The organism is Bradyrhizobium sp. AUGA SZCCT0176, from assembly GCF_018130145.1.
Lineage (GTDB): Bacteria > Pseudomonadota > Alphaproteobacteria > Rhizobiales > Xanthobacteraceae > Bradyrhizobium.
On sequence record NZ_JAFCMB010000008.1, the window covers coordinates 281,323 to 305,571 of the forward strand.

Consider the following 24,249-nt stretch of genomic DNA (forward strand, 5'->3'; position numbering starts at 1 on the left):
ATATATCCATACAGATATAGCCTAAAGAACTGACGTCGACGCATCGAACGATCCACTATCGATAAAATTCTCCATAGCCCGTATGCTGCCAAGCAAGGACCATGACAGAACTGTGACAACGGCCAGCAAGCGGCCAATTGGCGAGTTAGCCCGTAGCCCCGGCGGCGTTGCCCTGCCGGGAGGTGGAGAAACTCTCCCAGGTCACCATGAACATCGCTGCAATCACCGGGCCGATCACAAAGCCATTCAAGCCGAACACTTCAATGCCGCCCAGCGTGGAAATCAGCACGACATAGTCTGGCAGCTTGGCATCCTTCCCGATCAGGAATGGACGGAGAAGATTGTCCACCAGTCCAATGACGAGCACTCCGTACACGATCAGGGCAACGCCCTGCCACACGGCGCCGCTTGCCAACAGGTAAATTGCAACGGGCACCCACACCAGGCCGGATCCGATGGCCGGCAGAAGGGACAGGAAGGCCATCAACACCGCCCATAAAAGCGGCGCGTGAATCCCCAGAAACCAGAACGCCAGCCCGCCAAGCGTGCCCTGGGCGATGGCAACCAGGATGCCACCTTTCACCGTCGCGCGGACGACATCGGCGAATCTGCCGAAGAGTGCCGTCTTTTGATCTGCGCGAAGGGGAACGATCCGCTTGATCCGTTCAGCCAGCCCTTGGCCATCGCGCAACAGAAAAAACAAAAGATAGAGCATGATGCCGAGGCCAATCATGAAGTCGAAAGTGTTCATGCCGATGCTGAGCGCCTGCGGGGCCAGGACCTGTCCACCCTTCACCGCGCCGGATGCCAGCCAGTCGCGAACCGCCGGGAGATTGTTCAGGTTGAAGCGATCAAGCAGACCCGTTGCCCAGGCCGGCAGGGCATCGAATATCCGCTGAACGTAGCGGGCGAAGTCGTACTCGCCGGACTGGACCTTGGCGTAAAGATTGGAGGCTTCCTGCGTCAAAGAGGCCGCGATCATGGCCAGCGGTAAAATGACCATTGCGATGATGATCAGGACCGTAACCAGGGCAGCGATCCCCGATCGCCCGCCCGTCCGCGCCACCAGTTTCCGATTGAGCGGCGCGAAAATGACCGCTGCGGCGGTGGCCCAGAGAATGGCGCCGTAAAATGGTTTCAGAATCCAGCCAAACGCGATGCTGACCACGAGCAGCAACAGCAGAAAACCTTGGTCCTCAATCCTGCGCACCGCCGGTCTCCTTGTGGCTTTGCCGCACTGCCGCGGCAATGAACCGGACGGCACTCCTCGAACTTCACGTATAGAACTTTTGACGGGCTCAATCGTTGCCTCCTCGGGCGCCCTGATTGGCGACGTGCATTATTCCGGATCATTTGAATGGTCATGCAAAACCCGCTATGAATCCGGCGCGGATCGGTGTTGTCCTCCATCGTGCAGAGGCCGTCATGACAACAATCACCCGACGCCTGTTCCTCTTGATAGCGGCTGCCCTTGCGCCAGGCGCTGCGGCCGCCCATCACGGCTGGGGCGGATACGACACCTCGAAATCGTTCACCGTGACCGGCAAGATCCTGAAATCGACCTTCGAGAACCCGCACTGCGAGATCGAGATGGAGGTCGACGGCAAGCACTGGCATTTCGTGCTGGCGCCGCCTTCGCGCATGCAGGCGCGCGGCATCACCGCGGACCTCATCGCGCCCGGCAAGACCTGCACCGTGTTCGGCTATCCCCATACCAGCAAGCCGGACGAAGCGCGCATCGAATACGTCGTTCTCGACGGCAAGCGCATCGAATTGCGATAAGCCCGCGTGGAACAGCAACCCGCCGCGTCGATCTTCCTGGCCTTGCAGGAAAGCGCGCTGGGTCATCTGATGCGCTCGTCGCCCGCGCTTTATCCCGCGGTCGAAATCCTGCATATCCTCGGCTTCGTCGTGCTGGTGGGATCGATCCTGGCACTCGATTTGAGGCTACTCGGATGGGGGCGCGCAATCCCGATCGCGCCGATGGCGAAATTGCTGCTGCCGTTGTCACGCATCGGTTTTCTGCTGGCGATCAGCATGGGCTTCCTGCTGTTCAGCGCGGACGCGTCGCACGTGGTGCGCAACCCGGCTTTCCAGGCCAAGCTGTTGCTGATCGCAGCCGCCCTGGTCAACGTCGTGATCGCCCATGCCGGCCCGTGGCGGCGCGTGGCGCTCTGGCGCGATGAAGCACCTTCTGGCGCCAAGGTTACTGCGCTGCTGTCGCTGCTGCTGTGGCTCGGCGCCGTCTGCGCCGGGCGTCTGATCGCCTATCTTTGAGAAGGTCGCCGCCATGCGCCGCAACGGTTTCGCCATCGTCGCCCTCGTCCTCGCCCTTGCCGCCGCGGCGGACATCGCGCGCGCCGACGATGCCGCGGCCTGGTCCGCCTTGCGTGCGGGCGGGCATGTCGCACTGATGCGCCATGCCGATGCGCCGGGTGGCGTCGGCGATCCGCCGGGCTTCCGGATCGATGACTGCGCCACCCAGCGCAATCTCAGCGCCAAGGGCCGCGCCGACGCGAGAAGGATCGGCGCGCGGCTCAAGTCGGAGGGGATCGCGGTCGATCAAATCCTCACCTCGCCATGGTGTCGCTGCATGGACACGGCAACCCTGCTGGAACTGGGACCGGTCGAAGCCGCACCGACATTCGGCAATGTGGTCGTGCTGCGCGATCAGACAGCGGCTTTGACCGCCGGTGCCCGCGCGGTGATCGGCAAATGGACCGGCCGTGGCAACCTTCTGGTCGTGACGCACGGCGCGAACATCCTGGCCCTCACCACGATCTCGCCGGCAAGCGGTGAGATCGTGGTGGTCCGAAGCGGAAGCGCCGACCGCAGCGAGCCTGTCGGCCGCCTGCTGCTCGATTGACGTGCAGCGACAGCCTGTCCCTGTCCCCTACTGCACCACGTCGAGTTTGACATTGGTGAGGCCCTTTCCGACCATTCCGAGCGCGTCGGCCGCGGAATAGGAGACGTCGACCACACGCCCCGGAACGTAGGGACCGCGGTCATTGACCCGCACCGTGACGGACTTGCCGCTCGAGACATCCGTCACGCGCAGCTTGGTGCCGAACGGCAATGTCGGATGCGCCGCGGTCATGTCCATCGTGTTGAATCTTTCACCGCTCGCGGTCTTGGTGCCCTCGGTGTAGAAACTCGCCACCCCATGCGAGGCCGTCGTCTTGGGTTTGCCTGCATCTTTGCGCGACGCGAACCGGGTGTGCTTTCTTGTCGCCGCCACGCGCCTCTTGATCATGGGCGATGACATTCGATCGTGGTCCAGCGACGCCACCCGGCTGGCGCGCAATTCAGATTTCTGGCTGACGCCCGAGGTCTGCGAGCAGGCCGCCAGCGATGCCGCTGCCACGCCAACGGCAAGCAGCCGCATAACCTTCCCCGCGGCCGGCATCCAAGGCGGCGCCTTGCGTTGAGTGCGGTTCGTTCCGATGTCGACGTTCGAAGTAGCAGCGCGGTCGATGGACATGTTGCGATCCCCAACTTGCGCCCCAGCCCAAGCCGAAAACCAGCACGGCCCATCGTCCGAATCCAATCGGGGCGGAACCGGGGCCGGAAAACGTCAGACCCCGCCCCGCCAGCGCAATTCCGTTGGGGTGTGGTGATTGGGTCACAGCTCTCGTGGGTGTCGCAGGCGGGATGTGGGATCAGCGCTAGCGTAATCCGCCGCCTTGGATGACCGCTGACGGCGGATTTCTCGTTCGGCTCTACCGCCCTACCCTGTCCTACTTCCGCTCGTCCGACGTGAAAAACTTGCTGCCATCGAAAAAGCGGTTCGGCCGATTGAAAACGGAGAGGAAAGTCGCCCCGTTGGGCGAATGCGCGACATGGATGTTGCCGCCGGGCCGCCACACGAAGTCACCCGCGCCGCAGCTGCCCTCCGCATCTTCCAGCGATCCCTCCAGCATAAAGGTCTGTTCGAGCGCGGTATGCTCGTGCAGCGGCACGACCGCGCCGGGCGCCATCTTGAACAGGATGGTCGAGCGCCCTTCGTCGTCCTTGTAGAGGATCTTCATCTGAATTCCGTCGAAGTCCGTTGGCTGCCAGGGCATCGAAGATGCCGCAACGAAGGTCGAACGCAGTTCGGGCGGGTTGACGGGCACGGGCTTGTTCATGGCTTCGTCTCCGTGTTGCCAATCCTAATCAGGATATCTCGTAGACCGACACCTTGTCCGCAATCCCGCTCAACGCCACGCTTCTGGGTGTTGGCTTGAGCCCCTTGGTCTCAAGCAAAGATCGGGCTTTCGCGTTCTCCACCACCTGCTCCGTCACCACGATCGAGCGTGACGCCGCAAGGCCCTGGACCCGCGAGGCGATGTTCACCGTCTGGCCGAAATAGTCCTGCTGGGCATTGAGCGTTACCGCGAGGCACGACCCTTCATGGATACCCATCTTCAAGCTCAGGCTCTGATGCTGCCGCTCGGCGCCAAGGTCGCTCATCGCCTCGCGCATGCGGATCGCCGCGGCAATGGCGCGGTCCGGCGTCTCGAAGGTCGCCATCACGGCATCGCCAATGGTCTTGACGACGGCGCCCCGTTCGGACGCGATGATCTCCTGCAACAGCCTGAAATGCTCGTTGACGAGATCGAAGGCCGTGAGGTCGCCAACGCGTTCATAGAGTTCAGTGGAGCCCCGGAGGTCGCTGAACAAGAACGTCAGGCTCAGAATCTTGAGCCTCTGGCCGATCGCGAGCGTATCGGTCCGATAGATGTCGCGAAAAGTCTGGTTGGTGAGGAGGCGCGTTGCCGTGAGCACGGGCTTGCGTCGCGTCAGGATGGCGTCCAGCGCCGCGTTCGCCACCCATACCGCCGGCAACACGCGGCCGTCGGTACGGTTTTCCAGCGCCAGCCGCAGCGGCCCGGGGCGCAAGGCGACGGTATCGACGGGAACCTGGACCTTGTTGAACATCACGGACAGATTTTGGCGCTCGCCGGTCTCCTCGCCCTTGACCTCGATGAACTGGGCCGCGTGCGTCACGGGATCGAACACGATCAACGTGCCTTCCGGCGCCTGCAGCGAAAGGATGGCCCTTTCGCCCGGCGGCAAGTCGACCATTTCAAGCGTGACCTCCCCCAGCAGCTTCTCGACGTCGCCGGGAAGATCGATCGCCGAACTCCAGAATATCTGGTGATAATATTCGGCCGCCGACAATTCGTCAGGACTATGGGCCGCGATCTTGCGCACACGCGGGCTCACCGTGAAGGTCACCTCGACCAGATTGTCGAGCGTCGTCTCATAGCCCGCGGCGCAGAACGCGCAATTGTACTGCGCGCTATTGAGCGTCTTCAGGCTCTTATTGGCGGAAAGCACCCCGGCACAACTCGGGCACATCACGTTCCATGTCATCTCGAACATGCCGAGCCCGACCGCATTCAAAAGTGTTGCGATGACCCGCTCCTCGTCGAGGCCCTCTTTGGTTGCGATCTCCAATGCGTTCATTTTGTTCAGGGCATGGTCCGGCGCGTCCCGCACCATGCGCTCGAACGTGTCCACGATGGTTTCGTCGGCCGACTGGCGCAGGGCGGCAAACAAGGTATCGGTTTCGCTCATGCGCCGATGCTACCTGAAAGAAGGCGACGCGAACACCCGCTAAGCGATCCCCTTGCATACACAACTAAGCGACTTGTCCGCCGAAAGTAACCCAACCAGCGACCTGCCTCGGTGAAGCTCAACGAGGGGGAAGCAAAAGCCGGATTCCGCCAGAACGTGATCCGGATCACGGCCGGGTCCGCGCCGCCAGGCCAACCTATGCACGCGGATGCAATCCACTTACGGCCAACCCACAGGAGACCGCCATGACGCACGATCGTGATACTAAGGCGCAGGAGCTTACCGCCGAGCAGCTCGAACGCGTGGCGGGCGGGTTCTTGATCCAGGAGATGATGGCCAACCTGAAGCTGATGGGCGAGATCCTCTCCAACGTCAGCAAGACGCGCTCCGAGATCAGCATGACGTTTGCGCGCAATTCGCGGGCGTAAGTCATCGCCTGCTCCTCCGCTATGCCTCCGTCATCCCTGCGTGAGCGAATCCCTGGAGGGGATCAGCAATCACGCTTGCTTGAAGCTCGAACCGGAAGTCGATCACGTGCCACAAAGAGAAAAGGCCGGCGGGCGTTACGCCACCGGCCTCTCTTGCAACTGCCGGCTCGAATCCGGTTCCGCTGCGATCCCATGGCGGAAATCCTGCGCGAGTTTGGTTAATCGAACGTTAACAGAATCAGAGTGATGTGAATCACGGAACCGCACGATTCGTCCAGGTAGGTTTGCTGTCACGTTGCGGGACATGCCCGTAATTCCCCGTCGGGATTCTACCGGAATATCCAGCGGAATCCGCCGCTGTTACTTTGAGACACAGATTCGATTCGCTTGGTGAAGGAGACCGACATGGCCCAGGTCTATTTCCACTGCTCCAGCTCCCGCGAAGTTCGCGTCGATCAGTTCGGCGCTGTCGTGAGCAACCTCGCCGAGGCGCGCGACCGCGCCGCCTGCGTGGTGCGATCGCTGATCATGGAAGAAAGCGCGGAAGACTGGCGCGACTGGGTCGTGCATGTCAGCGACGATTTCGACGACGAGATCTTCGAGCTCTCCTTCTCGTCCGTTCTCGGCAAGCCGAACTGAGCATTGTCATGAGCACCGCGCAAATCACCAGGCCGCTGTTCCACCGCCTCGACCGAATCGTCACGGGGTGGTATCGCCTGATTGACCGCGCGTTCGACAGCTACCGGCCCGAGCGGCATTACATGCGCGGCCGGGGGCCGAAATGGTACGCCAAGCATGGCGCGGCAGCCGCTGCTGCGATCTGACTTAGCGGCTCAATACGGAGGCGCCTTCTTCGCCCGCTGCGCCTTTGCCGCTTCCACCCACCACGCCAGATCATCCGCAAAGCGGGGGAACGCCCGCTCCAGCGCCTTGCCGGCCTCGCCGGTCGGCTTGCCGTCGTCTGAGAGGGTTTGCGCGATCGGCCCGACCCCGATCGTGGAAGAGATCACCACCATGCCCATCTCGGAGAGCGTGCCGTGCCAGGCGGTAGCGGCGCGGGCACCGGAGAGACGGCCGGCCGAATAGCTGACGATGGCGGCCGGGCGCCAGAACCACTCCTCGAGAAAATGGTCGGTGAGGTTCTTGAGGCCGGGCTGCATGCCCCAATTGTATTCGCCGGTGATGAAGACAAAGCCATCGGCACCGCGGATCTTTCCGGCGAGCTCTTCGAGCACCGCCGGCGCCTGGCCTTTCGGATGCTCCTTGTACATCCGGTCCAGCATTGGCAGGCCGACCGCCTTGGCGTCGATCAGCTCGACATCGTCGCCGCGGCCGCGCAAGCCTTCGACGATGAACTGAGCGAGACGGATGCCCATGCGGTCAGAGCGATAGGAGCCGTAGAGGACCAGAATGCGATGGGTCATTGTGGCGGCAGGCTAACACGGCCGCCGGGGGTTCGCTATCGGGCTCAGCTCAACCAGGTATCGCCCGTGCGATCCAGACGATGCTCATTCCTGGGCATCGACAGGCCGCGATAGAAGCCGATCATGCCCCAGACGAAGACGCCGAGTATCAGCGTCACGCCGATGTATTGAGCTATGTTTTCCATGCCCTTTGGTCGCGGTGGATGGAAAAGGGTTCACTGCCGTCATCCTCCGGGACCGAACGCCGGGACACCGTCAGCTCTGATGCGGTCCTCGCATCATCTTCATGGCGTCCTCGATATGGCGCCACTCGCTGGCCTCGTCGGCCTCGCCCTTCCGCTCGCAGGCAACCGCATTCTGCGCAGCCTGGGCAATCGCCGCCGGGCCATGCTTCTCGAGCATCTGCCGCGCGATGGTGTGGATTTGCATCTCGGATGTCATGTCGCGCTCCCTGAGGTTGGCGCCGCAGGAACCGGTTCCCCTGTAGGGCTGCGGCCTGTTGTGAGAACCGCCGAACCGGCCCGCTCGTTCCACGCCGGGCACTCCTCATCCGGGTTCCGCCTCACATTTCTCCGAGCTCCGGCGGCTCAAACCAGTTGGTCAGCGACAAGCCGCCATCGATTGTGATCGCCGAGCCCGTCACATAGGCCGACACCCGGTTCGAGAGCACCGCCAGCGCCAGCGGCGCGAGGTCGCTGGCATCCCCGAGACGGCCGAGCGGAATGTGTTTTGCCAGCGACGGATCGGCAACAAAACCGCCGGCGGCAATCGCGCCGGGCACCAGCGCGTTGACGCGGATGCCGTAGCGGCCGAACGTTTTTGCGAGCTCCTTCACCAGCATCGCCATCCCGGCCTTTGCGGTCGAATAATGCGGCAGATTGCGCGGCGTGCCTGAATGCAGCGAGGTCAGCAGCAGGAACGAGCCGGGCTGTTTCGCCGCGATCAGCCCCCGCGCCAGTTCGCGCGAAAGGTGAAAGCCGGCCTCGAGATTGACCGCATGCATCTGCGCCCAGGTCTCAGTGCTGACGGCCATGGCATGATCCGCCTCGCGCCGCGGCGGCGAGGCGCTGTGCACGAAATGGGTCACCCGCCCGACGGCGGATTGCGCGTCCTTCAGCAGCGTTTCTCGCGCGGCGGCGCTGGCGAGATCGCCGACCCACGGCACGGCCAGTTCCGGCCGTGGCAAAGCCTTGATCGCAGCCGCGACGCGCTCCTTGCTGATATCAGCGAATACGGTCCGCACGCCCTCGCCGACCAGCGCCTGCGCGATGGCCCGGCCAATGCCGTTGCCGGCGCCGGTCACCAGCGCCGCCTCGCGTGCGGGGTCGAATGGATTGCCGAGCAGGCTCATGGCGTTCTCCCAGACGGTATCGCGGTCAAGCATAAGTCGGCGCACCGGTCTGCGCCAATACGCCCAGCGAAACGAACCGTATCAACCGGAAAGAACCACAATTTCTTTCGGAACCCGGCTGCAAAACACAAGCGGCGGATGCCATAGTCCGGTCAATTGCCGCAAATCGGCATCATACCGGCAAAGACCCCATGGGAGAGACAATGGCCTTGAAGGAATCTCACGTCGCGGGTGTTTCCACCACCGTCCGCGACGTCACGCTCGGCCAGTTGCTGGAGCAGGCCGCGCAGTCGGCGCCGGACCGGCTCGCGCTGATTGCGGGTGTCCCCGATCCCGCGGCGCGCCGGCAATGGACTTATGCGGAGCTTCACACCGAGGCGCAGCGCACGGCGCGCGCCCTGCTCCGCCGCTTCAAGCCGGGCGAGCGGGTCGCCGTCTGGGCGTATAATCTGCCGGAATGGGTGATGATGGAGTTCGGCGCCGCGATGGCCGGGATGGTGCTGGTCACCGTCAATCCGGGTTTTCGGGCCAACGAGGTCGAATATGTACTGAAGCAGTCCCGCGCGGCCGGCGTCTTCGTGGTGCCGGCGTTCCGCGGCAATCCGATGCTGGAAACGGTGCGGGAGGTCGCAGCCCGCTGCCCGGAATTGCGCGAGATCATCTCGTTTGACGACTGGGCTACCTTCATCGCCGCCGGCGACGACCACAGTATCGCGCTGCCGGACGTCAAGCCGACCGATCCGGTCATGATCCAGTACACGTCAGGCACCACCGGATTCCCAAAGGGCGCGCTGCTGCATCACCGCGGGCTTGCCAATAACGGCGCCGATACCGCCGTGCAGATGGGGGTCGAGCCCGGCGACGTATTCGTCACCACGATGCCGCTCTTCCACACCGGCGGATGCGTCTGCTGCGTGCTCGGCGCGGTGTCGCGCGCGGCAACCCAGGTGCTGATCGAAGCGTTCGAGCCTGGCCTCGTGCTGGAAATGTTTGCGACCTATCGCGGCAACGCCATGGTCGGCGTTCCCACCATGCTGGTGGCGATGCTGGAACATCCCTCCTTCGCCACGACAGACCTGTCGTCGGTCAAGGCAATCTGCTCGGGCGGTTCGACCGTGCCGGCCGCACTGGTGACGCGGTTCGAAAAAGAACTCGGCGCACCCTTCACCATCGTGTTCGGCCAGACCGAATGCTCGCCGGTGGCGGCGATGACCAAGACGTCAGACACCATCGAGGACAAGGCCGGCACCATCGGCCTGCCGCTGCCGAACATGGAGAACAAGATCGTCAATCCCGACACCGGCCAGACCGTGCCGATCGGCGAGATCGGCGAGTTCTGCACGCGCGGCTACCACGTCATGCTCGGCTATTTCGAAATGCCGGACGCCACGGCCGCTTCCATCGACGCCGATGGCTGGCTGCACACCGGCGACCTCTGCGCGATGGACGCCCGCGGCTACTGCACCGTCGAGGGCCGGCTCAAGGACATGATCATCCGCGGCGGCGAGAACATCTATCCGCGCGAACTCGAGGAACTGCTGTTCCGCCATCCCAAGATCAGCGAGATCGCCGTGGTCGGACTGCCGCACGAAAAATGGGGCGAGGAAGTCGCCGCCTTCATCCGCCCGGCGCAGGGTGCCGTGATCGACAAGGAGGAACTGTCGGCCTACATGCGGGCCTCGCTGGCCCCGCACAAGACGCCAAAACACTGGTTCGTGGTCGAGGCGTTTCCACTGACGGGCTCCGGCAAGATCCAGAAGTTCAAGTTGCGCGAGATCTGGGCAAAGGGCGAGTTGACGGCGCTTTGATGCGCCAGATGCTTTCCGAAGGTTGTGCCGGGCTGCCGTCGGCGCTAGCCTCCCCAAAACCGGAAAAGCCTAAGGAAAGTGCCAGGGAGGTCATGATGCGCGGTGCTGCGTTGCTAGTTGGTTTGGTTCTCGTTGCGACGACGGCGCATGCCGGCCCTCGCTCGGAATATGTGACGATGGTGTTGCAGGCGTTCGCGGCCAAGGTGGAATGCCCCGGCACGGATGTCGTGTATCAGGATCTGGTGCAGAAGGCCCAGGAGATGCAGCAGCCGGATGGCACCACCGAGCAAGTCCGAAAGGCCATTGCATACGTGCATACCGGCGGAAAAATGGGTGAGCGCCCCGATGACCTGCTCTTGCAGGAGGTCGCCATCGCGACGAGGACGACGGACCTCGACCAGAGGCGCGTCGGCATGACGACCTGGTGCGAGACCCAGAAGGGCAGGCTTGCAGGCTTCATCCGCGCCAAGAACTAGCGCCCGTTTTGCACGACGGTGGCGCGGCCTGATTCACCGAACTGGCTGGCGCATGACGCTTATCCGTAGCCGCCGCTTACGCGGATCCGTCGGCGCGTATCACTTCTCCTTGTAGACGTCTTTCAACCGGCACCAAAACGGCCTAACCTCCCTGCTCACAGTCTGCGGGAGCCAGCATGCGAACCCGCGTCAGAAAGACCGCACACGTACTGGAGCGCCTTGGCCTTGCGATGGCCGGCGCTGCAAGCGGATTGTTTGTGGCTGCACTCGTCGGCACCAGCATCGCGCGGTTCACGTCCCAGGCTTTCCTGCTTTTGATGATGCTCGGCGGCGCAGTCGGATTCTATCTGGGCATCGACACCCCGCAACGTCCCTTCTACAACAATGGCAAGCCGTCGGACGGGCGTTGGGATGGCAAGATCGACGCGCCGGAATTGCTCAGCGCGGTCGGCACGTTCCTCGCCGCGGGCGCCGCCTTTGCCTCCGTGTGCGTGATCGTGCTCCGTCACGATCCGTACCTCGCCTGGACCTGGATGATCATGATCGGCTGGGTCTTGGGAATCACCATGCAGACCGTTGCCGGCGCGATTGCACGTCGCCGACAGTGACGCGATCGCGTCTTATCGGTCAGAACGGCCGATGACCGCCATCAACTCCGATATCTTCTGGCGCTGATCCGTCTTGTCACCGCTCGCAATCGCGTGTTCGACACAATGCGAGACATGATCCTTCAACACTTCTTCTTCGACGCGCCGGAGCGCGGCGCGCACCGCCGATATCTGCGTCACGATATCGATGCAGTAGCGGTCCTCGTCCACCATCCGGGACAGGCCGCGGACCTGGCCCTCGATGCGGCTCAGACGTTTTTGACAGGATGCCTTGATGTCTTTTCTCATGCGGCCTATATACCCCTACAGGGTATGGGTTGCAAGGGACTGCATTCGCGATGAGCCACCACGACAAGAACCCGGCAAGCAAGACCCCGGACACCAAGGCCAATCCGAACGGCGCAACTTCCAAATCGTGTTGCGGTGGCCACGATCATCACGCCCGCACAGATCACGGGCACCACAGCCATCATGATCACCACGCCGCTGCCAAGGTGCTCGACCCCGTCTGCGGAATGACGGTCGATCCCGCGACCAGCAAACATCGCTTCGACCACGGAGAGAAGACCTTTCACTTCTGCTCGGCGGGCTGCAAAACCAAATTCGCCGCCGATCCAAGGAAGTATCTCGAGAAATCATCGGCGAAGCCCGTCCCCCAAGCCACCGACGACGGCACGATCTACACCTGCCCGATGCATCCCGAGATCCGGAAGGTCGGGCCTGGAAGTTGCCCGATCTGCGGCATGGCACTGGAGCCGGAGGTTGCGAGCCTCGATACGCCGCCCAACCCCGAACTCGCCGACATGACGCGGCGCTTCTGGATCGGCCTCGTGCTGTCGGTGCCACCGATTGTGCTCGAGATGGGTGGGCATCTGGTCGGTGGTCACGGCCTCGTCGACCCGGCGCTGTCAAACTGGATTCAACTCGCGTTCGCGACGCCTGTCGTCATTTGGGCCGGCTGGCCCTTCTTCGTGCGCGGCTGGCAATCGCTGCTGACGCGCAATCTCAACATGTTCACGCTGATCGCTGTTGGCACCGGGGTCGCGTATCTCTACAGCCTGATCGGCACCATCGCCCCGCAAATTTTCCCGGCCACCTTCCGCGGCCATGGCGGCGCGGTCGCGGTCTATTTCGAGTCTGCTGCCGTCATCACCGTGCTTGTCCTGCTCGGTCAGGTGCTGGAGCTGCGCGCCCGAGAAGCGACCTCGGGCGCCATCAAGGCCCTGCTACAACTGGCGCCGAAGACCGCGCGCCGCCTCGGTGCAGACGGCGCCGACCATGAAGTCGACATCGACAGCCTCGCGGTCGGCGACATGTTGCGCGTCCGCCCCGGCGAAAAAGTGCCGGTCGATGGTGTCATTCTCGAAGGCCGCTCCTCGCTCGATGAGTCGCTGGTAACGGGCGAATCCATGCCGGTTACCAAGGACGCCGGAGCCAAGGCGATCGCCGGCACGCTGAACCAGTCCGGCGGGTTCGTGATGCGCGCGGAGAAAGTCGGCCGCGACACGTTGCTATCCCAGATCGTCAAGATGGTGGCGGATGCGCAGCGCTCGCGCGCACCGATCCAGCGGCTCGCCGATCAGGTTGCGGGCTGGTTTGTGCCCACGGTCATCGCCGTGGCGCTGATCGCCTTCGGCGTCTGGTCATATTTCGGGCCGGAGCCGCGCATGGCGTTTGGCCTCGTCGCCGCCGTGAGCGTGCTCATCATCGCCTGCCCCTGCGCGCTCGGCCTCGCGACGCCGATGTCGATCATGGTCGGCGTCGGGCGTGGCGCGCAGGCCGGCGTCCTGATCAAGAGCGCCGAAGCCCTGGAGCGCATGGAAAAGGTCGACACGCTGGTGGTCGACAAGACGGGCACACTGACCGAAGGCAAGCCGAAGGTTACAGCAATCGTGGCGACCTCAGGATTCGACGAGAACGAAATCCTGCGACTCGCCGCCAGCGTCGAGCTTGCCAGCGAGCATCCGCTCGCCGACGCCATCGTGCGATCCGCAAGGGAACGTCGACTGGAACTCGGCAAGGTCGAGGAGTTCGACTCGCCGACCGGCAAAGGTGCGACCGGCAAGGTCGACGGCAAATCGGTTCTGCTCGGCAATTCGAAGTTCCTCAGTTCGCTTGGCGTCGATACCCATTCGCTGGATTCCGATGCCGAGCGCATGCGCGCCGATGGCGCCACCGTCATCAATATCGCGGTGGACGGCAAACTTGCCGGATTGTTCGCCATCGCCGATCCCGTCAAGGCTTCAACACAAGCGGCGTTGAAGGCGTTGGCGGAAGAAGGCATCAAGGTCATCATGCTGACCGGCGACAACAACACCACCGCGCAAGCGGTCGCACGGCAACTCGGCATATCAGACGTCGAGGCCGAAGTGCTTCCGGATCAGAAGAGCGCCGTGGTCGCCAGGCTGCAGAAGGCCGGGCGGATCGTCGCCATGGCCGGCGATGGCGTCAACGACGCCCCGGCGCTGGCGGCAGCCGAAGTCGGTATCGCCATGGGAACCGGCACCGATGTGGCGATGGAAAGTGCCGGCATCACGCTCTTGAAGGGTGACCTTGGCGGCATCGTCCGCGCACGAAAACTGTCGCAGGCCACCATGCGCAACATCAGGCAGAACCTGTTCTTCGCCTTCATCTACAACGCCGCCGGCATCCCGATTGCCGCGGGTATCCTCTATCCCGGTTTCGGCATCCTGCTGTCGCCGATCGTTGCCGCCGCGGCCATGGCGCTGTCGTCGGTCAGCGTCGTCGGCAATGCCCTGCGGTTGCGCGTCACGCGGCTGTGAACGAGCGCGCACGATTTGGAGATCATTAATCAAACTTTCGTGCGCGCAACGCCTGTCCAAAAAATTCCACAATGTCCGCTACGAAAGGAACTCTGTTTTCAAAAAGGGGAATTTCCATGCGGTTAGGACACGCGATCTTTGTGGCGACGACAGCCGCCCTGCTCGCGGCGGCAGTACCCGGGCTTGCCAAAAATGCCGACACGCCGAAGACCAGCGAGCAGCCGGCGTCATCGTCCTGCCATTCCTACCAGCAGACATCAGATGGATCGTGGACCGAACTGCCCTGCCAGGAACTCGGCGCACCCGCCCCGTCGCGCAAATCCTCGCCGCGAAAGACTGACGAAGAGGACCACTGAAGCGCGAAGTCTTGCCCCATCCGTCGATTGTTCCTTAGCCCTGCGCTAGCGGCGCGCTGTACGGCGCTCCTAATCAATCCTCGCCCCTGTCGCTTATCTTCTGGAAAGCACGGTTGCTATGCGTGCTGCCGGTGCGGGCGCGGTGTCCTGTAGCCCTGCGCTGGCGGCGCGATGTACGCCTTCCTGTGCCTTCGGCTGCGGTCCCGGTCGCCCGCCGGTGTCGCCCATCTCCCGGCTTGTTCGGTGCCAGGGTTGCCAGTGCCGCCGCTAGGCGCCGATCCTGCAAGACGCGACGCTGCGATGAATGGGAAACTGGTCTGGCCACCAGCTTTTGTTGTACCGTGGCTGGACCAACTTTAGGGGGTCTCATGAACAGGCATTGCGTATTTGGCCTCTGTGCAATCGCGTTGGTCACAATTCCTGCTTTCCCAGGCAGCAGCGTGGCGCAAGGAAAGTCACTCAAGGATCAACTCGTCGGCACGTGGATTTACGTATCCAGCACAGGTAAGCGCGAGGATGGCAGCGCCGTGCCGCGGCCAAGTGCCCAGGGCGCGGTAACCTACACGGCAGACGGCCACTTCCACTTCATTACGGTGCGCACCGAGGTGCCGAAGTACGCGTCGGGCGATCCAGCACGACCGTCCCCCGAGGAAGCCATGGCCGTTGCGTCGGGCGTGGTCGCCTACACCGGGACTTACACGCTGGACGAAAGCACGAAGACGGCTCACCTCAACATCGAGACGAGTTCGGTTCCGAATTTCGTCGGAGCGCCCAATCAGCGCCGGATCGTCACGTCGATTACCGACGAGGAACTGAAGCTCACGAACCCGCGCACACCCGCAGGTGTGACACTGGAGTTGGTATTCAAACGGGCGAAGTGACCAGCTTGCCATGCCATCGTCCGCGTCGAGATGACGTGATGCCGTCCGCAATCGGTCGCCGTCCGCGCCGTGATGCTGGCGTTGTCGTCGCCGGTCGTGATGACGCGATGCGCGCGAGCGCTGGCTATGTGATCTCCGTCACATCGCGACAAAAGCGGTGTCGCTAAATGTGGCCGCACCAGCCCGGATGATCGCGCTGGTTAAATCAAAGGGGAACTGTGATGACCGAAGCAATCAATGTGAGCGACGTTCTGAATGCGCAGGAACTCGATGCGGTGTCTGGCGGCTTTATGCGGCTCCCCTTGGTGGCGGTCAAAGTGCTGGAAATCACAGGCGGAGGAACGGGCGGTGGTGGGGGTGGTCAGAACGATCCGGCCCAAATGTTTCAACAGATTATGCAGCAACTGACCCAACAGGGGTAAGCGCACCGGGTGCAGGCCGACGCGGCGTGATGACTGTCGGCGCGGGACCGTCGAAGGATGGCGACCTGCGCAGTCGGCGGAAAGGTACTGTGAAGGCCGAAAATCCGATGCGGGGACCGCGAGACGGCCCGGTGCGAGCGTACTTGCAATCGCGCATTCCCGGTTTTAGTTTCTGTACGATCCGTCCATAATAGACGGCGCGCGCCGATGGACCACAAGCAGACCTCAAACTGCGAATGCTTGATGGCTGCTTCCGCCCCGTGAGCGGACATTGCCAGTGAGACCAGTCATGTCCGGAAAGTGCCAACAGCGGTCATTCGGCTACGTTGCCGGGAATGCCGAGCTTGACCGCGTGCAGCTCACCAGACCTTCCGCGCGAGTGGCTTTTGAGGATTGCCTTGTTCGTCCATCATATTGGCGCTGAAGCAGTCAACATCCTCGGGAAGGAGAGTCCATGCCGCGGCGCTGCGCGTGAAGATGTGCGAGTCAGGTTTTACCCAAGATGGATCATCGTAAACGCCGGCGTAAATGATCTGAAGAGTGGGAAACCGCTCCAGGGTTACGCCGAGGCGAGTGCCGCAGGTTGGGCAGAAGTTGTAGTGTAGCAGTCGTCCGTGATCTGGCGAGCGATACGTGTACGTGCTGGAAGGGGCACCTTCGAAGCCTACGGCCTTTCGAAGAAAAATCAGTTCGACAGTGAATGCGCTACCGGAGGTACGTTGGCAGAGCGGGCAATGACAAACCGTGACCTTTATCGGGGCTCCCACGGTCCGAAATCGTACTGCGCCGCACAAGCATCCGCCCTCGTGAAGCTCTTCGCTCTTGCCGCCATCATTCATTGTTCGCCCCCGGCTTCTCAACCCGAAGGTAGGCCAACTGCAGGCGTCACCACAACCTCATCGAATGTCCGTGTTGGGTCAAAGTGAGAAGCCCGGACGTTCAACCGGCAGGTCGGCTTCGCCTTCAAGAACGGACATCGTCGATGTGGCCCATCAGGTCCGAAAAGTGCCCCAAAGCCGACGTAGGGCAGTAGAGCACTGAAGTCGGCCTGAAGCGCTCATCACCCTTCCGGCACGCCAGCGAGGCGCCAGCCTTCACACAAGCGCTGCAGCCCGGCAAGGTAAATTGGATTGTCGCTTTGTTGAGCTGCGAGCAAGCGACGAATGGTGAAACCTGAGTTGAGCGCAAGTCCCGTTCTCGCAGCAGTTCGCGCCTCATCGAGCGCGCCGGTCAAGGCCAAGGCAGCGGCGAGCGATATATGAGCGAGATGAAAGTTACGGTTCGCCTCGGTGCTTCGTCGCAGCCAACTGACGGCTTCGACGTCTGAACCAAGCAGCAGCTTGGCCACGCCCGCAAAACACGCCCACTGGTAGGCGAAAACGTCGCGAGGAGAGAGCCGTAAAGCTTCGAGTATATGGCCTTCGGTCTCCGTAGCGCGACCTATGTAGGATTTTGCGAAACCAAGGGCAGCATGAGCGTGGACCAAATTCGGAGCCAGCGCCAACGCATGTTCGAACTCACGGATGCCTTGGGCGGCCCGGTTCGTAAAGGTCTGGACCCAACCCCGAGCCATGTGGGCTGAGGCACTGTTCGGCCTAATCGACAATACCTTGTTCACCATCGCCTCGGCCGCCGCAAGCCGCGTGGGCCCATCATCCGTCGTAAAGCTACCTCCCACTACCGTATCAACATTTGCCAGACCAATCATTGCTTCGACGTTGCCGGGATCGAACTCCAGCGAGCGTTCGAAGAAGCCCCGCGCTTGCGTCACGCATTCAAGGCTAATCCCCTTCATCAACCAGGCCCGGCCCTGGAAGCACAAGTCCATCGCATCGGGATGCAGCGTACGCTCGGCTCGTCGCGCCTCAGCCTCGATGAGCTGGGCACCTAATGTACCGGCGAGCCTCGACACGATTTCGTCCTGCATATCGAACAGGTCGACGACAGGCTTCTCGAAGCGCTCGGCCCAAAGATGCTGGCCGCTCCTGGCATCGATCAGCTGAACATTCATCCGAAGTCGCTTGCCGCTGCGTTGCACTGAGCCTTCGAGCACGTAGCGAACATTCAATTCGCGGCCGACTTGGCGGACATCGACAGCTCTGCCCTTGTATGAGACGGCGCTGTTCTGTGCCATTACAAATGAACCACCGATGCGCGACAGGTCCGTGGTCAGACTCTCGGTTATACCGTCCGCGAAATAGTCCTGCTCACGATCACCGCTCAGGTTCGCGAAGGGTAGCACGACGATGGACAGGCGCGGCGGCGCTTCGCCGGTTCGCTCAATTAGGCCAATCGTCTCATTTGCGGGCCTCCGGTCTTCCTTCACTGCGCCAACGAAGCGGAAACCTTTGCGCGGCAATGTTTTGATCAAGAGCTGTTTCTCGCCCGTGTCGCCGATTGCGCTCCGGGCGGCGTTCAGGCGAGTCGTTAGCGCGGCATCCGAGACGATGCGACCCTTCCAAACGGCGCTGACGAGGTCGTCTTTGCTGACGACGCGCTCCCTGTTCCGGATCAGGTATTCAATCAGGTCGAATACTTGGGGTGTGACAACGACCTCTTCCCTTGCGCGCCGCAGTTCGCGCCTGTCGGTATCCAATGCGTACTCCTCAAAAAGAAAACGCAAGCTGCATTCCCTCTCGCGGCCACCTCTGAAACCCCAAGAATAAGCTGTCGGTAAGGGAAATGTAAGCCAACTGTTAAGCGCGCCAGGGGATGTGCCGGCAATCTCGCTTGGCAGAAATAGACCAACCTGGACACTCCAATGAGCACCATCCACGGAAACAGTGAGTTTGGACCAGCAACGGCGAGGCGGCAGCCTTACAGTCCCCTCGAGGCATATTGGAATGCATTTCGTGAGTGGCGCAAACGCGAGAGGCTGCGTGCTGCGCTGGACGATCTGAGCGACAGAGAGTTGATGGATATCGGGATTGCACGGGGCGAACTCGACTACGTCGCCCGATCGGCGCTCTCAGCCGATCCGCGTTTCACATTATAGCTGCCCTAGTTTGGCCGGACGGGGCGATGCTGCCTTAGATCTGCCGGGGAAAGTCGATGAAGTCGGCTTTTGGCCCTTTTCGGAAGTGACGCGCGAGACTGACGAAGTCGGCTCATCGGTGTAGAGCGGACATCGCGATTGCGTGCGTCGAGGTCCAAAAATGGCCGATATTGTTGAAAAAGTCGTTTTGGGGTGACGAACGAAAATTCCTAGCGCCGCTGATGCGCCTTACAGGACCATATCGCTTCGTCCAAAATCGATCACGTGCTTCCGTAGTGGCGCTGGCAAACGATGCAGCAGCAGAGATGCCTTGAGGTCAACTTTCGCGAGATTTTTCGGGTGGCTCGATTTTCGACTTTTTCAACAATATCTGCCAGAAGCAGACATGTACGCGCCACGTCGGCCGCGTCATTGCCCTGTCGGTTGAGCCCTTGTACAAACCGAGTGGGAGGAGTTTTGTTGGCTCGTGAGCAGCGCCGATTGGCGGCAATCGTTACAGCCGATGTGGTCGGCTATTCGCACGCCGCCTATGAGCAGATCTACTATTCGTCGCTGATGCCGCGCACCTATCTCTGCGCGCGGCTGCTGGAGAGGGTCGACTGATGGCCACGCTCTATCACGTGCCCACCTCGCGCTCGCTCCGCGTGCTGTGGACGCTGGAGGAGATCGGCGCCACGGTCGAAGTGAAGTCTCTGGGTGTTCGGCCGCGGCTGCAGGAGCCCGAGTATCTCGCGATCAATCCGGCCGGCACGCTGCCCGCCCTAATCGACGGCGACCGGGCGATCTACGAATCGCTGGCGATCTGCGAATACCTGGCGGCCCGGCATGGTTCCGACCTGGTCGTGGCGCCGGACGAGCCGGAGCGGCCGGAGTTCGTGCAATGGCTGTTGTACGGCGAGGCAACTCTGCAGGCGCCGCTCTCCGCGATCGCGCGCGTCCGCCGCATCCGGAACAGGACGCCGGAGATGCAGACCGGCATCGATGCCGTGCTGGCTGATGCTCGCCACTCGCTCTCGATGCGGGCAAAGCTACTCGAGCAGCGGCTGGAGGGTCGTGACTTCCTGGTGGCGGGGCGGATGACGCTTGCTGACATTTCGGTTGGCTATCCGCTCAACACCATGGGAAAGCCCGACTTCGCCTCGCTGCTCGGTCCCCGCGCCACGGCCTATCGTGATCGCCTGCTTGCGCGGCCAGCGTTCCAGCGCGCCGCGGCCGTTCCCTAGCCTTTGCGGGGCCCGGAATTTAAAAGGCGGCCTTTACGCTGACTTGAGTAGAGAGGTCCGCTTCCGATGTTAAAGGCGGACTCCGGTCGCGTGCCTTATCATGTCTCAGAAGTGCCAGGAACAGACATATGCCTTGACGATCAGTTTCTCAGCTGCCGAGCTAATCCAAACAAGATAGCTTGAGCTTCGCTAGCAATCTCGCGCACGATCTCTGCTGCGGGTTGTCGCTTGTGAACAAGGGCAGCACTCTGGCCAGCCCAGAGCGACAACGCATCTATATCCCCCTCGGCATCAGTACCGGGCGTGTACGATCGATAGCGCACAATCGGCCCGCGTGATTTCGAAGTAGCCACCACATCACCCTCACCCGGGCGCTTGCCCGTTGCCGGACGTCCGGCGGCTTCCCACGCAGCGACAGTACTATTGCGCAATACACGATGAGGTGCGTTAGGCCAGCCGATGTCGAACAGTTCTTCGAGATAAACGGTATCGTCTTCGGTGGCCTGCAAAATTCGCTCGCGATAGCGCGGATGAATGGCGACCTCATTGCTCGCAAGAAAACGGGTCCCGATCCATGCCCCCGAAGCGCCAAGTGCCAGGGCAGCGGCAAGCCCGCGGCCGTCGGCAATACCCCCCGCTGCAAAGACGGGAACCGGTCCGACCGCATCGACCACTGCGGGAATGAGTGGCATCGTTGCGACCTTACCACGCACATGACCCCCGGCTTCCCATCCTTGTGCGACAACGGCGTCAACCCCGCTCGCTACCGCGTGCCGCGCTTCTGCAGCCGTGCTGACGGTGTGGAGCACTGTGGCACCACCAGACTTTGCGCGGGCCACAAGGTCTGAAGGATCGCGCCAGAAGAAGGAGATAACCGGCACGCCCTCCTCCAAACAGGCGTCAAGGCGCTCTTCTTGCGGAAACTCCAGGTTCAGATTGACGGCGAACGGCTTAGTCGTGAGAGCGCGCGTTTCGCGGACCAGCTGACGCAATCTCGGTACGTCCGCCCCCCACAGCGCAAGTGTACCGAGGCCGCCAGCGTTGCTAACGGCAGCAGCGAGGGCGGGGCCGACTGCCCCACCCATGGGCGCTTGAATTATTGGAACTTCGATGCCAAGCCGTTCACAACCTGCCGTAATCATTAGGTCACTCCATCAGCAAAATGCGCATTCTGGACCAAACGTAGGGCAATACTGCCCGAGTTAACGTGCTCGGCACGTTCGAAAAATGCCATTAGCGACCAAAGCGCACGCGCAGATACTCTAGCCAATGGCGCGGGATGGCAGACGACGATGAAGACGAGTTGATCGGTTTCGCTGGTTCGATGGGGGAAATTGCTTTCCTGCTCAGCCCGGGTTCGCGGGTACTTCGGTGGCGCCCTCGGGAATACCGACCCAAGGCAGTTTTTCGGCGCACCAGATATGCAGGTTGGGTGCGAGCCAGTTCGAGTCGTCGAGCGTGCCGGCCTTGACGAACACGATGGCGCCGTATGCCGCGCCGTGGCTGTAGACGTGGGAGCCGCAATCGCCACAGAAGAACCGGTAGAACGCCTTGCCGCTCGCGCCGCTATGATCCTCGTAGCGGCGCGGACTGCCACTTTCGATGCGGAGCGTGTCCTGCGGCACCGCGACGTTCATCGAGAAAGCGGAGCCCGAGTTCTTGCGGCAGGTCTCGCAATGGCAGACCACCTGCATCAGCGGCTCGGCGTCAGAACGGTAGCGTACGGCACCGCAGAGGCACCCTCCCTCGATCGTCGGCATCGCATCTCTCCCTGCTGTTCACTCCCGAGCGCAAATCCGTGCAACAAGACTACCAAGCGGCCTGACATTGCTCAAATCGCAATATTATGGTTCTAATATTGCCATGGCCAATATCAGGAAAGTTGACCTCAACCTGCTCGTCGTGCTCGACGCACTGCTCGAAGAAGGAAATGTTACGCGAGCAGCCGCGCGGCTAGGTTACACCCAGCCGACGGTCAGCGGCATGTTGATGCGTCTCCGCGACTTGTTTGGCGATCCCCTGTTCGTACGCACCCAGCGCGGCCTGCTGGCGACCCCGCGGGCACAGGCGCTGGCCGTTCCATTGAAACAGTTGCTCGATGACAGCCGGCATCTCGTCGCACGCAATGCATTCGATCCGGTCCATGCCGAGGTTACCTTCAGGGTCTCGAGCAACGACTATATGCAGCACGCCGTTCTCACCCCGTTCGTAAAGGCGCTCAGAAGCGAGGCGAGACAGATCCGGCTGGCCATCGTGCCACCGATTATCGAGGGCCTCGGCGACGCCCTCGCACGCGGACAGATCGACCTGGCGATCACTGCGGCTCAGTTTGCGATGTCCGATCTGCCGTCACGGCTGCTTTATCGCGACCGCTATGTCGTCGCGGTTCGCCGTCAGCATCCGCTCGCGGGCAATGCGGCCATGACGGTCGAGCGCTTATGCGATTACGATCACGTTGTGGTGTCGCCAACGGGCGGATCGTTCGAGGGCGATCAGGCGTTTGCGCGGCTTCAGCAACGGCGCAAGGTCCGCTATTCCCTGTCAACCTTCCTGCTCATTCCGGAGATATTGCAGACGGACGATCTTGTGGCACTCGTTCCATCTCGCCTGCTGGGTCAGAACAACAAGCGGCTGTTCGTGCGCGAGCTTCCTTTCCAGGTCCCCGGTTTCGAAGTGATTGCCGTTTGGCATCCGCGCAACGACAGGGATAAAGCCCATCGCTGGCTGCGCAGTCGATTGGCTGCGGTTGCAAAATTCCCGTGATCGAAATGGGCTCGGATGAGCTTTCCTCGTTGTTCCGAAAATCAACCCAAACGGCACGCGAGTCCGCTTTGGGTCATTTTCTCATCTCCGCGCGGTCCAGACCGATGTCAGCTTTTGCTGTGACAGCAGACATTAACGGGGACCTCCAACGGTTGTCCGGGTCCTGTGGAGGGCGCGACTTTGCGCCGGGACCGCGCGACTGCGACGTTTGAGGATATTTGCCCTCGCGCAATCCCGGCTTAATTTTGTGCCGCTCGGTACACGAGGTGGTGCGTCAATGAAACAGTGTACCTTAGGACAATGTCCTTTGATCCAATTGTGGAGACCTTCAGTCTATTTCACGTTCGGTCCGGGCGTTTCGCGGCATCACACTCGCTTGGGAAGAGATTATGTCTTCTGGCGCTTCAATCTATAGCTCCGGCAGCAAGCCACCAATCACGACCGAAAATCTCTCCTGCGAAGGCTCAGGAAAAATTGCGAACGTAGCGCCGTCTCAACCAAACAGTGAGCCTCAGCTTGCGATGGATCGGCTCTTACGCGAATACCTCGCACGCAAATCGCCAGGGGAGTTAAAGGCGCGCGGGTGAACCAAGACGTTCCGTGGCCTCACTTGCCCCGCTGCTTGAGCGCCCACAGCCGATAGGCTTCGTCCTCGTTGCGGGTCCGGCTCTGTCGGCGGCGGGAACAGCTTCGCGCCTTCCACACGGAAATGATCGCGACCGCGGCCCAGCTTTTTGCCGGCTTGTGTGTGCTGATCGTTGGCCCAGTCGGAGATCGTCGGCGCGAAGGACTGACGAAGACGACCGCTGAAGCGCGAAGCCTTGACCCATCCGTCGATTGCAACGGTCACGCGGCGCCGCGTGATCCCGGGGAGCACATGCGGAATCGATAGGGACAGGCCGCGACAAATTAGCGCGACGGGCAAATCACTTCTGATTTACGGAAATCATGTCAAGTACAAAGTTTCTGTAAATCACAAATATTTCCCTTTCCTTCCACCCCAAATCACGGGCACATCAATAGCCATCCCGTCCCACTCAGAGGGGCGTTGGCCATCGTCACGACGAGGGACGGGTCGCGGTGGACGCTGACGTTGCGATTGACGGTCGCGGCTGAAGCGTACGGCGAAAGCGTGTGGTCCTGGCGCCCGTAACGGCGTCAAGTCTTTC

At 61.9% G+C, this 24,249-nt stretch carries 30 protein-coding genes; 17 read left to right on the forward strand and 13 right to left on the reverse strand.

The window, feature by feature from the left end:
* Positions 1 to 145: 145 nt before the first annotated feature.
* Positions 146 to 1,210: an AI-2E family transporter gene (locus JQ600_RS21160; protein ID WP_212389654.1), complete on the reverse strand. Its 1,065-nt coding sequence runs from the start codon at positions 1,208 to 1,210 to the stop codon at positions 146 to 148.
* A 215-nt stretch (positions 1,211 to 1,425) separates the two neighbouring features.
* Between JQ600_RS21160 and JQ600_RS21165 the strand changes: the two genes are divergently transcribed.
* The 3 genes from JQ600_RS21165 to JQ600_RS21175 are packed head-to-tail and all read left to right on the forward strand — an operon-like array spanning position 1,426 to position 2,866.
* Entirely contained in the window at positions 1,426 to 1,782 is a 357-nt protein-coding gene (locus tag JQ600_RS21165) for a DUF6152 family protein (protein ID WP_212389653.1), read from the forward strand.
* Between the two features lie 6 nt (positions 1,783 to 1,788).
* Positions 1,789 to 2,277, forward strand: coding sequence for a DUF6644 family protein (locus JQ600_RS21170; RefSeq protein ID WP_212262127.1), 489 nt, complete (start codon positions 1,789 to 1,791; stop codon positions 2,275 to 2,277).
* A gap of 13 nt (positions 2,278 to 2,290) precedes the next feature.
* Positions 2,291 to 2,866 carry a histidine phosphatase family protein gene (locus JQ600_RS21175; protein WP_212262130.1) on the forward strand — a complete coding sequence of 192 codons (576 nt, stop codon included), beginning with the start codon at positions 2,291 to 2,293 and terminating at the stop codon, positions 2,864 to 2,866.
* A 27-nt stretch (positions 2,867 to 2,893) separates the two neighbouring features.
* On the opposite strand, the gene JQ600_RS21180 is transcribed toward JQ600_RS21175, so the two are convergent.
* From JQ600_RS21180 to JQ600_RS21190, 3 genes are all read right to left on the reverse strand, one after another.
* Positions 2,894 to 3,481 (reverse strand): septal ring lytic transglycosylase RlpA family protein, encoded by a 588-nt coding sequence (locus JQ600_RS21180; RefSeq protein WP_409363314.1) that lies wholly within the window; start codon positions 3,479 to 3,481, stop codon positions 2,894 to 2,896.
* Between the two features lie 256 nt (positions 3,482 to 3,737).
* Positions 3,738 to 4,127, reverse strand: a complete 390-nt coding sequence (locus JQ600_RS21185) for a cupin domain-containing protein (protein ID WP_212389651.1) — start codon at positions 4,125 to 4,127, stop codon at positions 3,738 to 3,740.
* A 28-nt stretch (positions 4,128 to 4,155) separates the two neighbouring features.
* On the reverse strand, positions 4,156 to 5,562 hold the full coding sequence (locus JQ600_RS21190) for an adenylate/guanylate cyclase domain-containing protein (protein WP_212389650.1): 1,407 nt from the start codon (positions 5,560 to 5,562) through the stop codon (positions 4,156 to 4,158).
* A 245-nt stretch (positions 5,563 to 5,807) separates the two neighbouring features.
* Here JQ600_RS21190 and JQ600_RS21195 point away from each other — a divergent pair, with 245 nt between their 5' ends.
* The 3 genes from JQ600_RS21195 (at position 5,808) to JQ600_RS21205 (ending at position 6,814) form a co-directional block, all read left to right on the forward strand.
* Entirely contained in the window at positions 5,808 to 5,990 is a 183-nt protein-coding gene (locus JQ600_RS21195) for a hypothetical protein (RefSeq protein ID WP_212262138.1), read from the forward strand.
* Between the two features lie 405 nt (positions 5,991 to 6,395).
* Positions 6,396 to 6,629, forward strand: a complete 234-nt coding sequence (locus JQ600_RS21200) for a DUF6894 family protein (RefSeq protein ID WP_212262141.1) — start codon at positions 6,396 to 6,398, stop codon at positions 6,627 to 6,629.
* Between the two features lie 8 nt (positions 6,630 to 6,637).
* Positions 6,638 to 6,814, forward strand: coding sequence for a hypothetical protein (locus tag JQ600_RS21205; protein WP_212262144.1), 177 nt, complete (start codon positions 6,638 to 6,640; stop codon positions 6,812 to 6,814).
* 9 nt (positions 6,815 to 6,823) lie between these two features.
* Here the strand turns inward: JQ600_RS21205 and JQ600_RS21210 are convergent, their stop codons facing one another.
* The 4 genes from JQ600_RS21210 to JQ600_RS21225 form a co-directional block, all read right to left on the reverse strand.
* Positions 6,824 to 7,414, reverse strand: a complete 591-nt coding sequence (locus JQ600_RS21210) for an NADPH-dependent FMN reductase (protein WP_212262147.1) — start codon at positions 7,412 to 7,414, stop codon at positions 6,824 to 6,826.
* Positions 7,415 to 7,458: 44 nt separating this feature from the next.
* Entirely contained in the window at positions 7,459 to 7,599 is a 141-nt protein-coding gene (locus JQ600_RS21215) for a hypothetical protein (protein WP_212262149.1), read from the reverse strand.
* Positions 7,600 to 7,669: 70 nt separating this feature from the next.
* Positions 7,670 to 7,855, reverse strand: coding sequence for a hypothetical protein (locus tag JQ600_RS21220; RefSeq protein ID WP_212262152.1), 186 nt, complete (start codon positions 7,853 to 7,855; stop codon positions 7,670 to 7,672).
* A 121-nt stretch (positions 7,856 to 7,976) separates the two neighbouring features.
* Positions 7,977 to 8,765 carry an SDR family NAD(P)-dependent oxidoreductase gene (locus JQ600_RS21225; RefSeq protein WP_212490083.1) on the reverse strand — a complete coding sequence of 263 codons (789 nt, stop codon included), beginning with the start codon at positions 8,763 to 8,765 and terminating at the stop codon, positions 7,977 to 7,979.
* A 203-nt stretch (positions 8,766 to 8,968) separates the two neighbouring features.
* Between JQ600_RS21225 and JQ600_RS21230 the strand changes: the two genes are divergently transcribed.
* From JQ600_RS21230 to JQ600_RS21240, 3 genes are all read left to right on the forward strand, one after another.
* Positions 8,969 to 10,573, forward strand: coding sequence for an AMP-binding protein (locus JQ600_RS21230; protein WP_212389649.1), 1,605 nt, complete (start codon positions 8,969 to 8,971; stop codon positions 10,571 to 10,573).
* Positions 10,574 to 10,668: 95 nt separating this feature from the next.
* Positions 10,669 to 11,049, forward strand: a complete 381-nt coding sequence (locus JQ600_RS21235) for a hypothetical protein (protein WP_212389757.1) — start codon at positions 10,669 to 10,671, stop codon at positions 11,047 to 11,049.
* 176 nt (positions 11,050 to 11,225) lie between these two features.
* Positions 11,226 to 11,657, forward strand: coding sequence for a hypothetical protein (locus JQ600_RS21240; protein WP_212262160.1), 432 nt, complete (start codon positions 11,226 to 11,228; stop codon positions 11,655 to 11,657).
* Positions 11,658 to 11,669: 12 nt separating this feature from the next.
* Here the strand turns inward: JQ600_RS21240 and JQ600_RS21245 are convergent, their stop codons facing one another.
* Complete coding sequence (locus JQ600_RS21245) at positions 11,670 to 11,945, reverse strand: metal-sensitive transcriptional regulator (protein ID WP_192739747.1); 276 nt, start codon at positions 11,943 to 11,945, stop codon at positions 11,670 to 11,672.
* 50 nt (positions 11,946 to 11,995) lie between these two features.
* Between JQ600_RS21245 and JQ600_RS21250 the strand changes: the two genes are divergently transcribed.
* The 4 genes from JQ600_RS21250 (at position 11,996) to JQ600_RS21265 (ending at position 16,099) form a co-directional block, all read left to right on the forward strand.
* Positions 11,996 to 14,440: a heavy metal translocating P-type ATPase gene (locus tag JQ600_RS21250; RefSeq protein ID WP_212389648.1), complete on the forward strand. Its 2,445-nt coding sequence runs from the start codon at positions 11,996 to 11,998 to the stop codon at positions 14,438 to 14,440.
* A gap of 116 nt (positions 14,441 to 14,556) precedes the next feature.
* On the forward strand, positions 14,557 to 14,796 hold the full coding sequence (locus JQ600_RS21255; protein WP_212262166.1) for a hypothetical protein: 240 nt from the start codon (positions 14,557 to 14,559) through the stop codon (positions 14,794 to 14,796).
* 440 nt (positions 14,797 to 15,236) lie between these two features.
* Positions 15,237 to 15,677, forward strand: coding sequence for a lipocalin-like domain-containing protein (locus tag JQ600_RS21260; RefSeq protein WP_212389647.1), 441 nt, complete (start codon positions 15,237 to 15,239; stop codon positions 15,675 to 15,677).
* A gap of 221 nt (positions 15,678 to 15,898) precedes the next feature.
* Positions 15,899 to 16,099: a hypothetical protein gene (locus tag JQ600_RS21265; protein ID WP_212262172.1), complete on the forward strand. Its 201-nt coding sequence runs from the start codon at positions 15,899 to 15,901 to the stop codon at positions 16,097 to 16,099.
* A gap of 359 nt (positions 16,100 to 16,458) precedes the next feature.
* Here JQ600_RS21265 and JQ600_RS37605 read toward each other — a convergent pair whose 3' ends face one another.
* Positions 16,459 to 16,938, reverse strand: coding sequence for a GFA family protein (locus JQ600_RS37605; protein ID WP_212390202.1), 480 nt, complete (start codon positions 16,936 to 16,938; stop codon positions 16,459 to 16,461).
* 221 nt (positions 16,939 to 17,159) lie between these two features.
* Entirely contained in the window at positions 17,160 to 18,722 is a 1,563-nt protein-coding gene (locus JQ600_RS21275; RefSeq protein WP_212490081.1) for a winged helix-turn-helix domain-containing protein, read from the reverse strand.
* Positions 18,723 to 18,860: 138 nt separating this feature from the next.
* On the opposite strand from JQ600_RS21275, the gene JQ600_RS21280 reads away from it, so the two are divergent.
* The 3 genes from JQ600_RS21280 (at position 18,861) to JQ600_RS21290 (ending at position 20,317) form a co-directional block, all read left to right on the forward strand.
* Positions 18,861 to 19,094, forward strand: a complete 234-nt coding sequence (locus JQ600_RS21280; protein ID WP_212262180.1) for a DUF1127 domain-containing protein — start codon at positions 18,861 to 18,863, stop codon at positions 19,092 to 19,094.
* A gap of 459 nt (positions 19,095 to 19,553) precedes the next feature.
* Positions 19,554 to 19,697, forward strand: a complete 144-nt coding sequence (locus JQ600_RS21285; protein ID WP_212262183.1) for a hypothetical protein — start codon at positions 19,554 to 19,556, stop codon at positions 19,695 to 19,697.
* The gene (locus JQ600_RS21290; RefSeq protein WP_212490082.1) at positions 19,697 to 20,317 is read left to right on the forward strand and encodes a glutathione S-transferase family protein; all 621 of its coding nucleotides are present in this window, start codon (positions 19,697 to 19,699) and stop codon (positions 20,315 to 20,317) included. The genes JQ600_RS21285 and JQ600_RS21290 overlap by 1 nt, the downstream gene beginning before the upstream one ends.
* Positions 20,318 to 20,457: 140 nt before the next feature.
* Here JQ600_RS21290 and JQ600_RS21295 read toward each other — a convergent pair whose 3' ends face one another.
* Positions 20,458 to 21,459, reverse strand: coding sequence for a nitronate monooxygenase family protein (locus JQ600_RS21295; protein WP_212389643.1), 1,002 nt, complete (start codon positions 21,457 to 21,459; stop codon positions 20,458 to 20,460).
* 204 nt (positions 21,460 to 21,663) lie between these two features.
* Positions 21,664 to 22,077, reverse strand: coding sequence for a GFA family protein (locus tag JQ600_RS21300; protein WP_212038241.1), 414 nt, complete (start codon positions 22,075 to 22,077; stop codon positions 21,664 to 21,666).
* 103 nt (positions 22,078 to 22,180) lie between these two features.
* On the opposite strand from JQ600_RS21300, the gene JQ600_RS21305 reads away from it, so the two are divergent.
* The gene (locus tag JQ600_RS21305) at positions 22,181 to 23,080 is read left to right on the forward strand and encodes a LysR family transcriptional regulator (protein WP_212262191.1); all 900 of its coding nucleotides are present in this window, start codon (positions 22,181 to 22,183) and stop codon (positions 23,078 to 23,080) included.
* Positions 23,081 to 24,249: the final 1,169 nt, after the last annotated feature.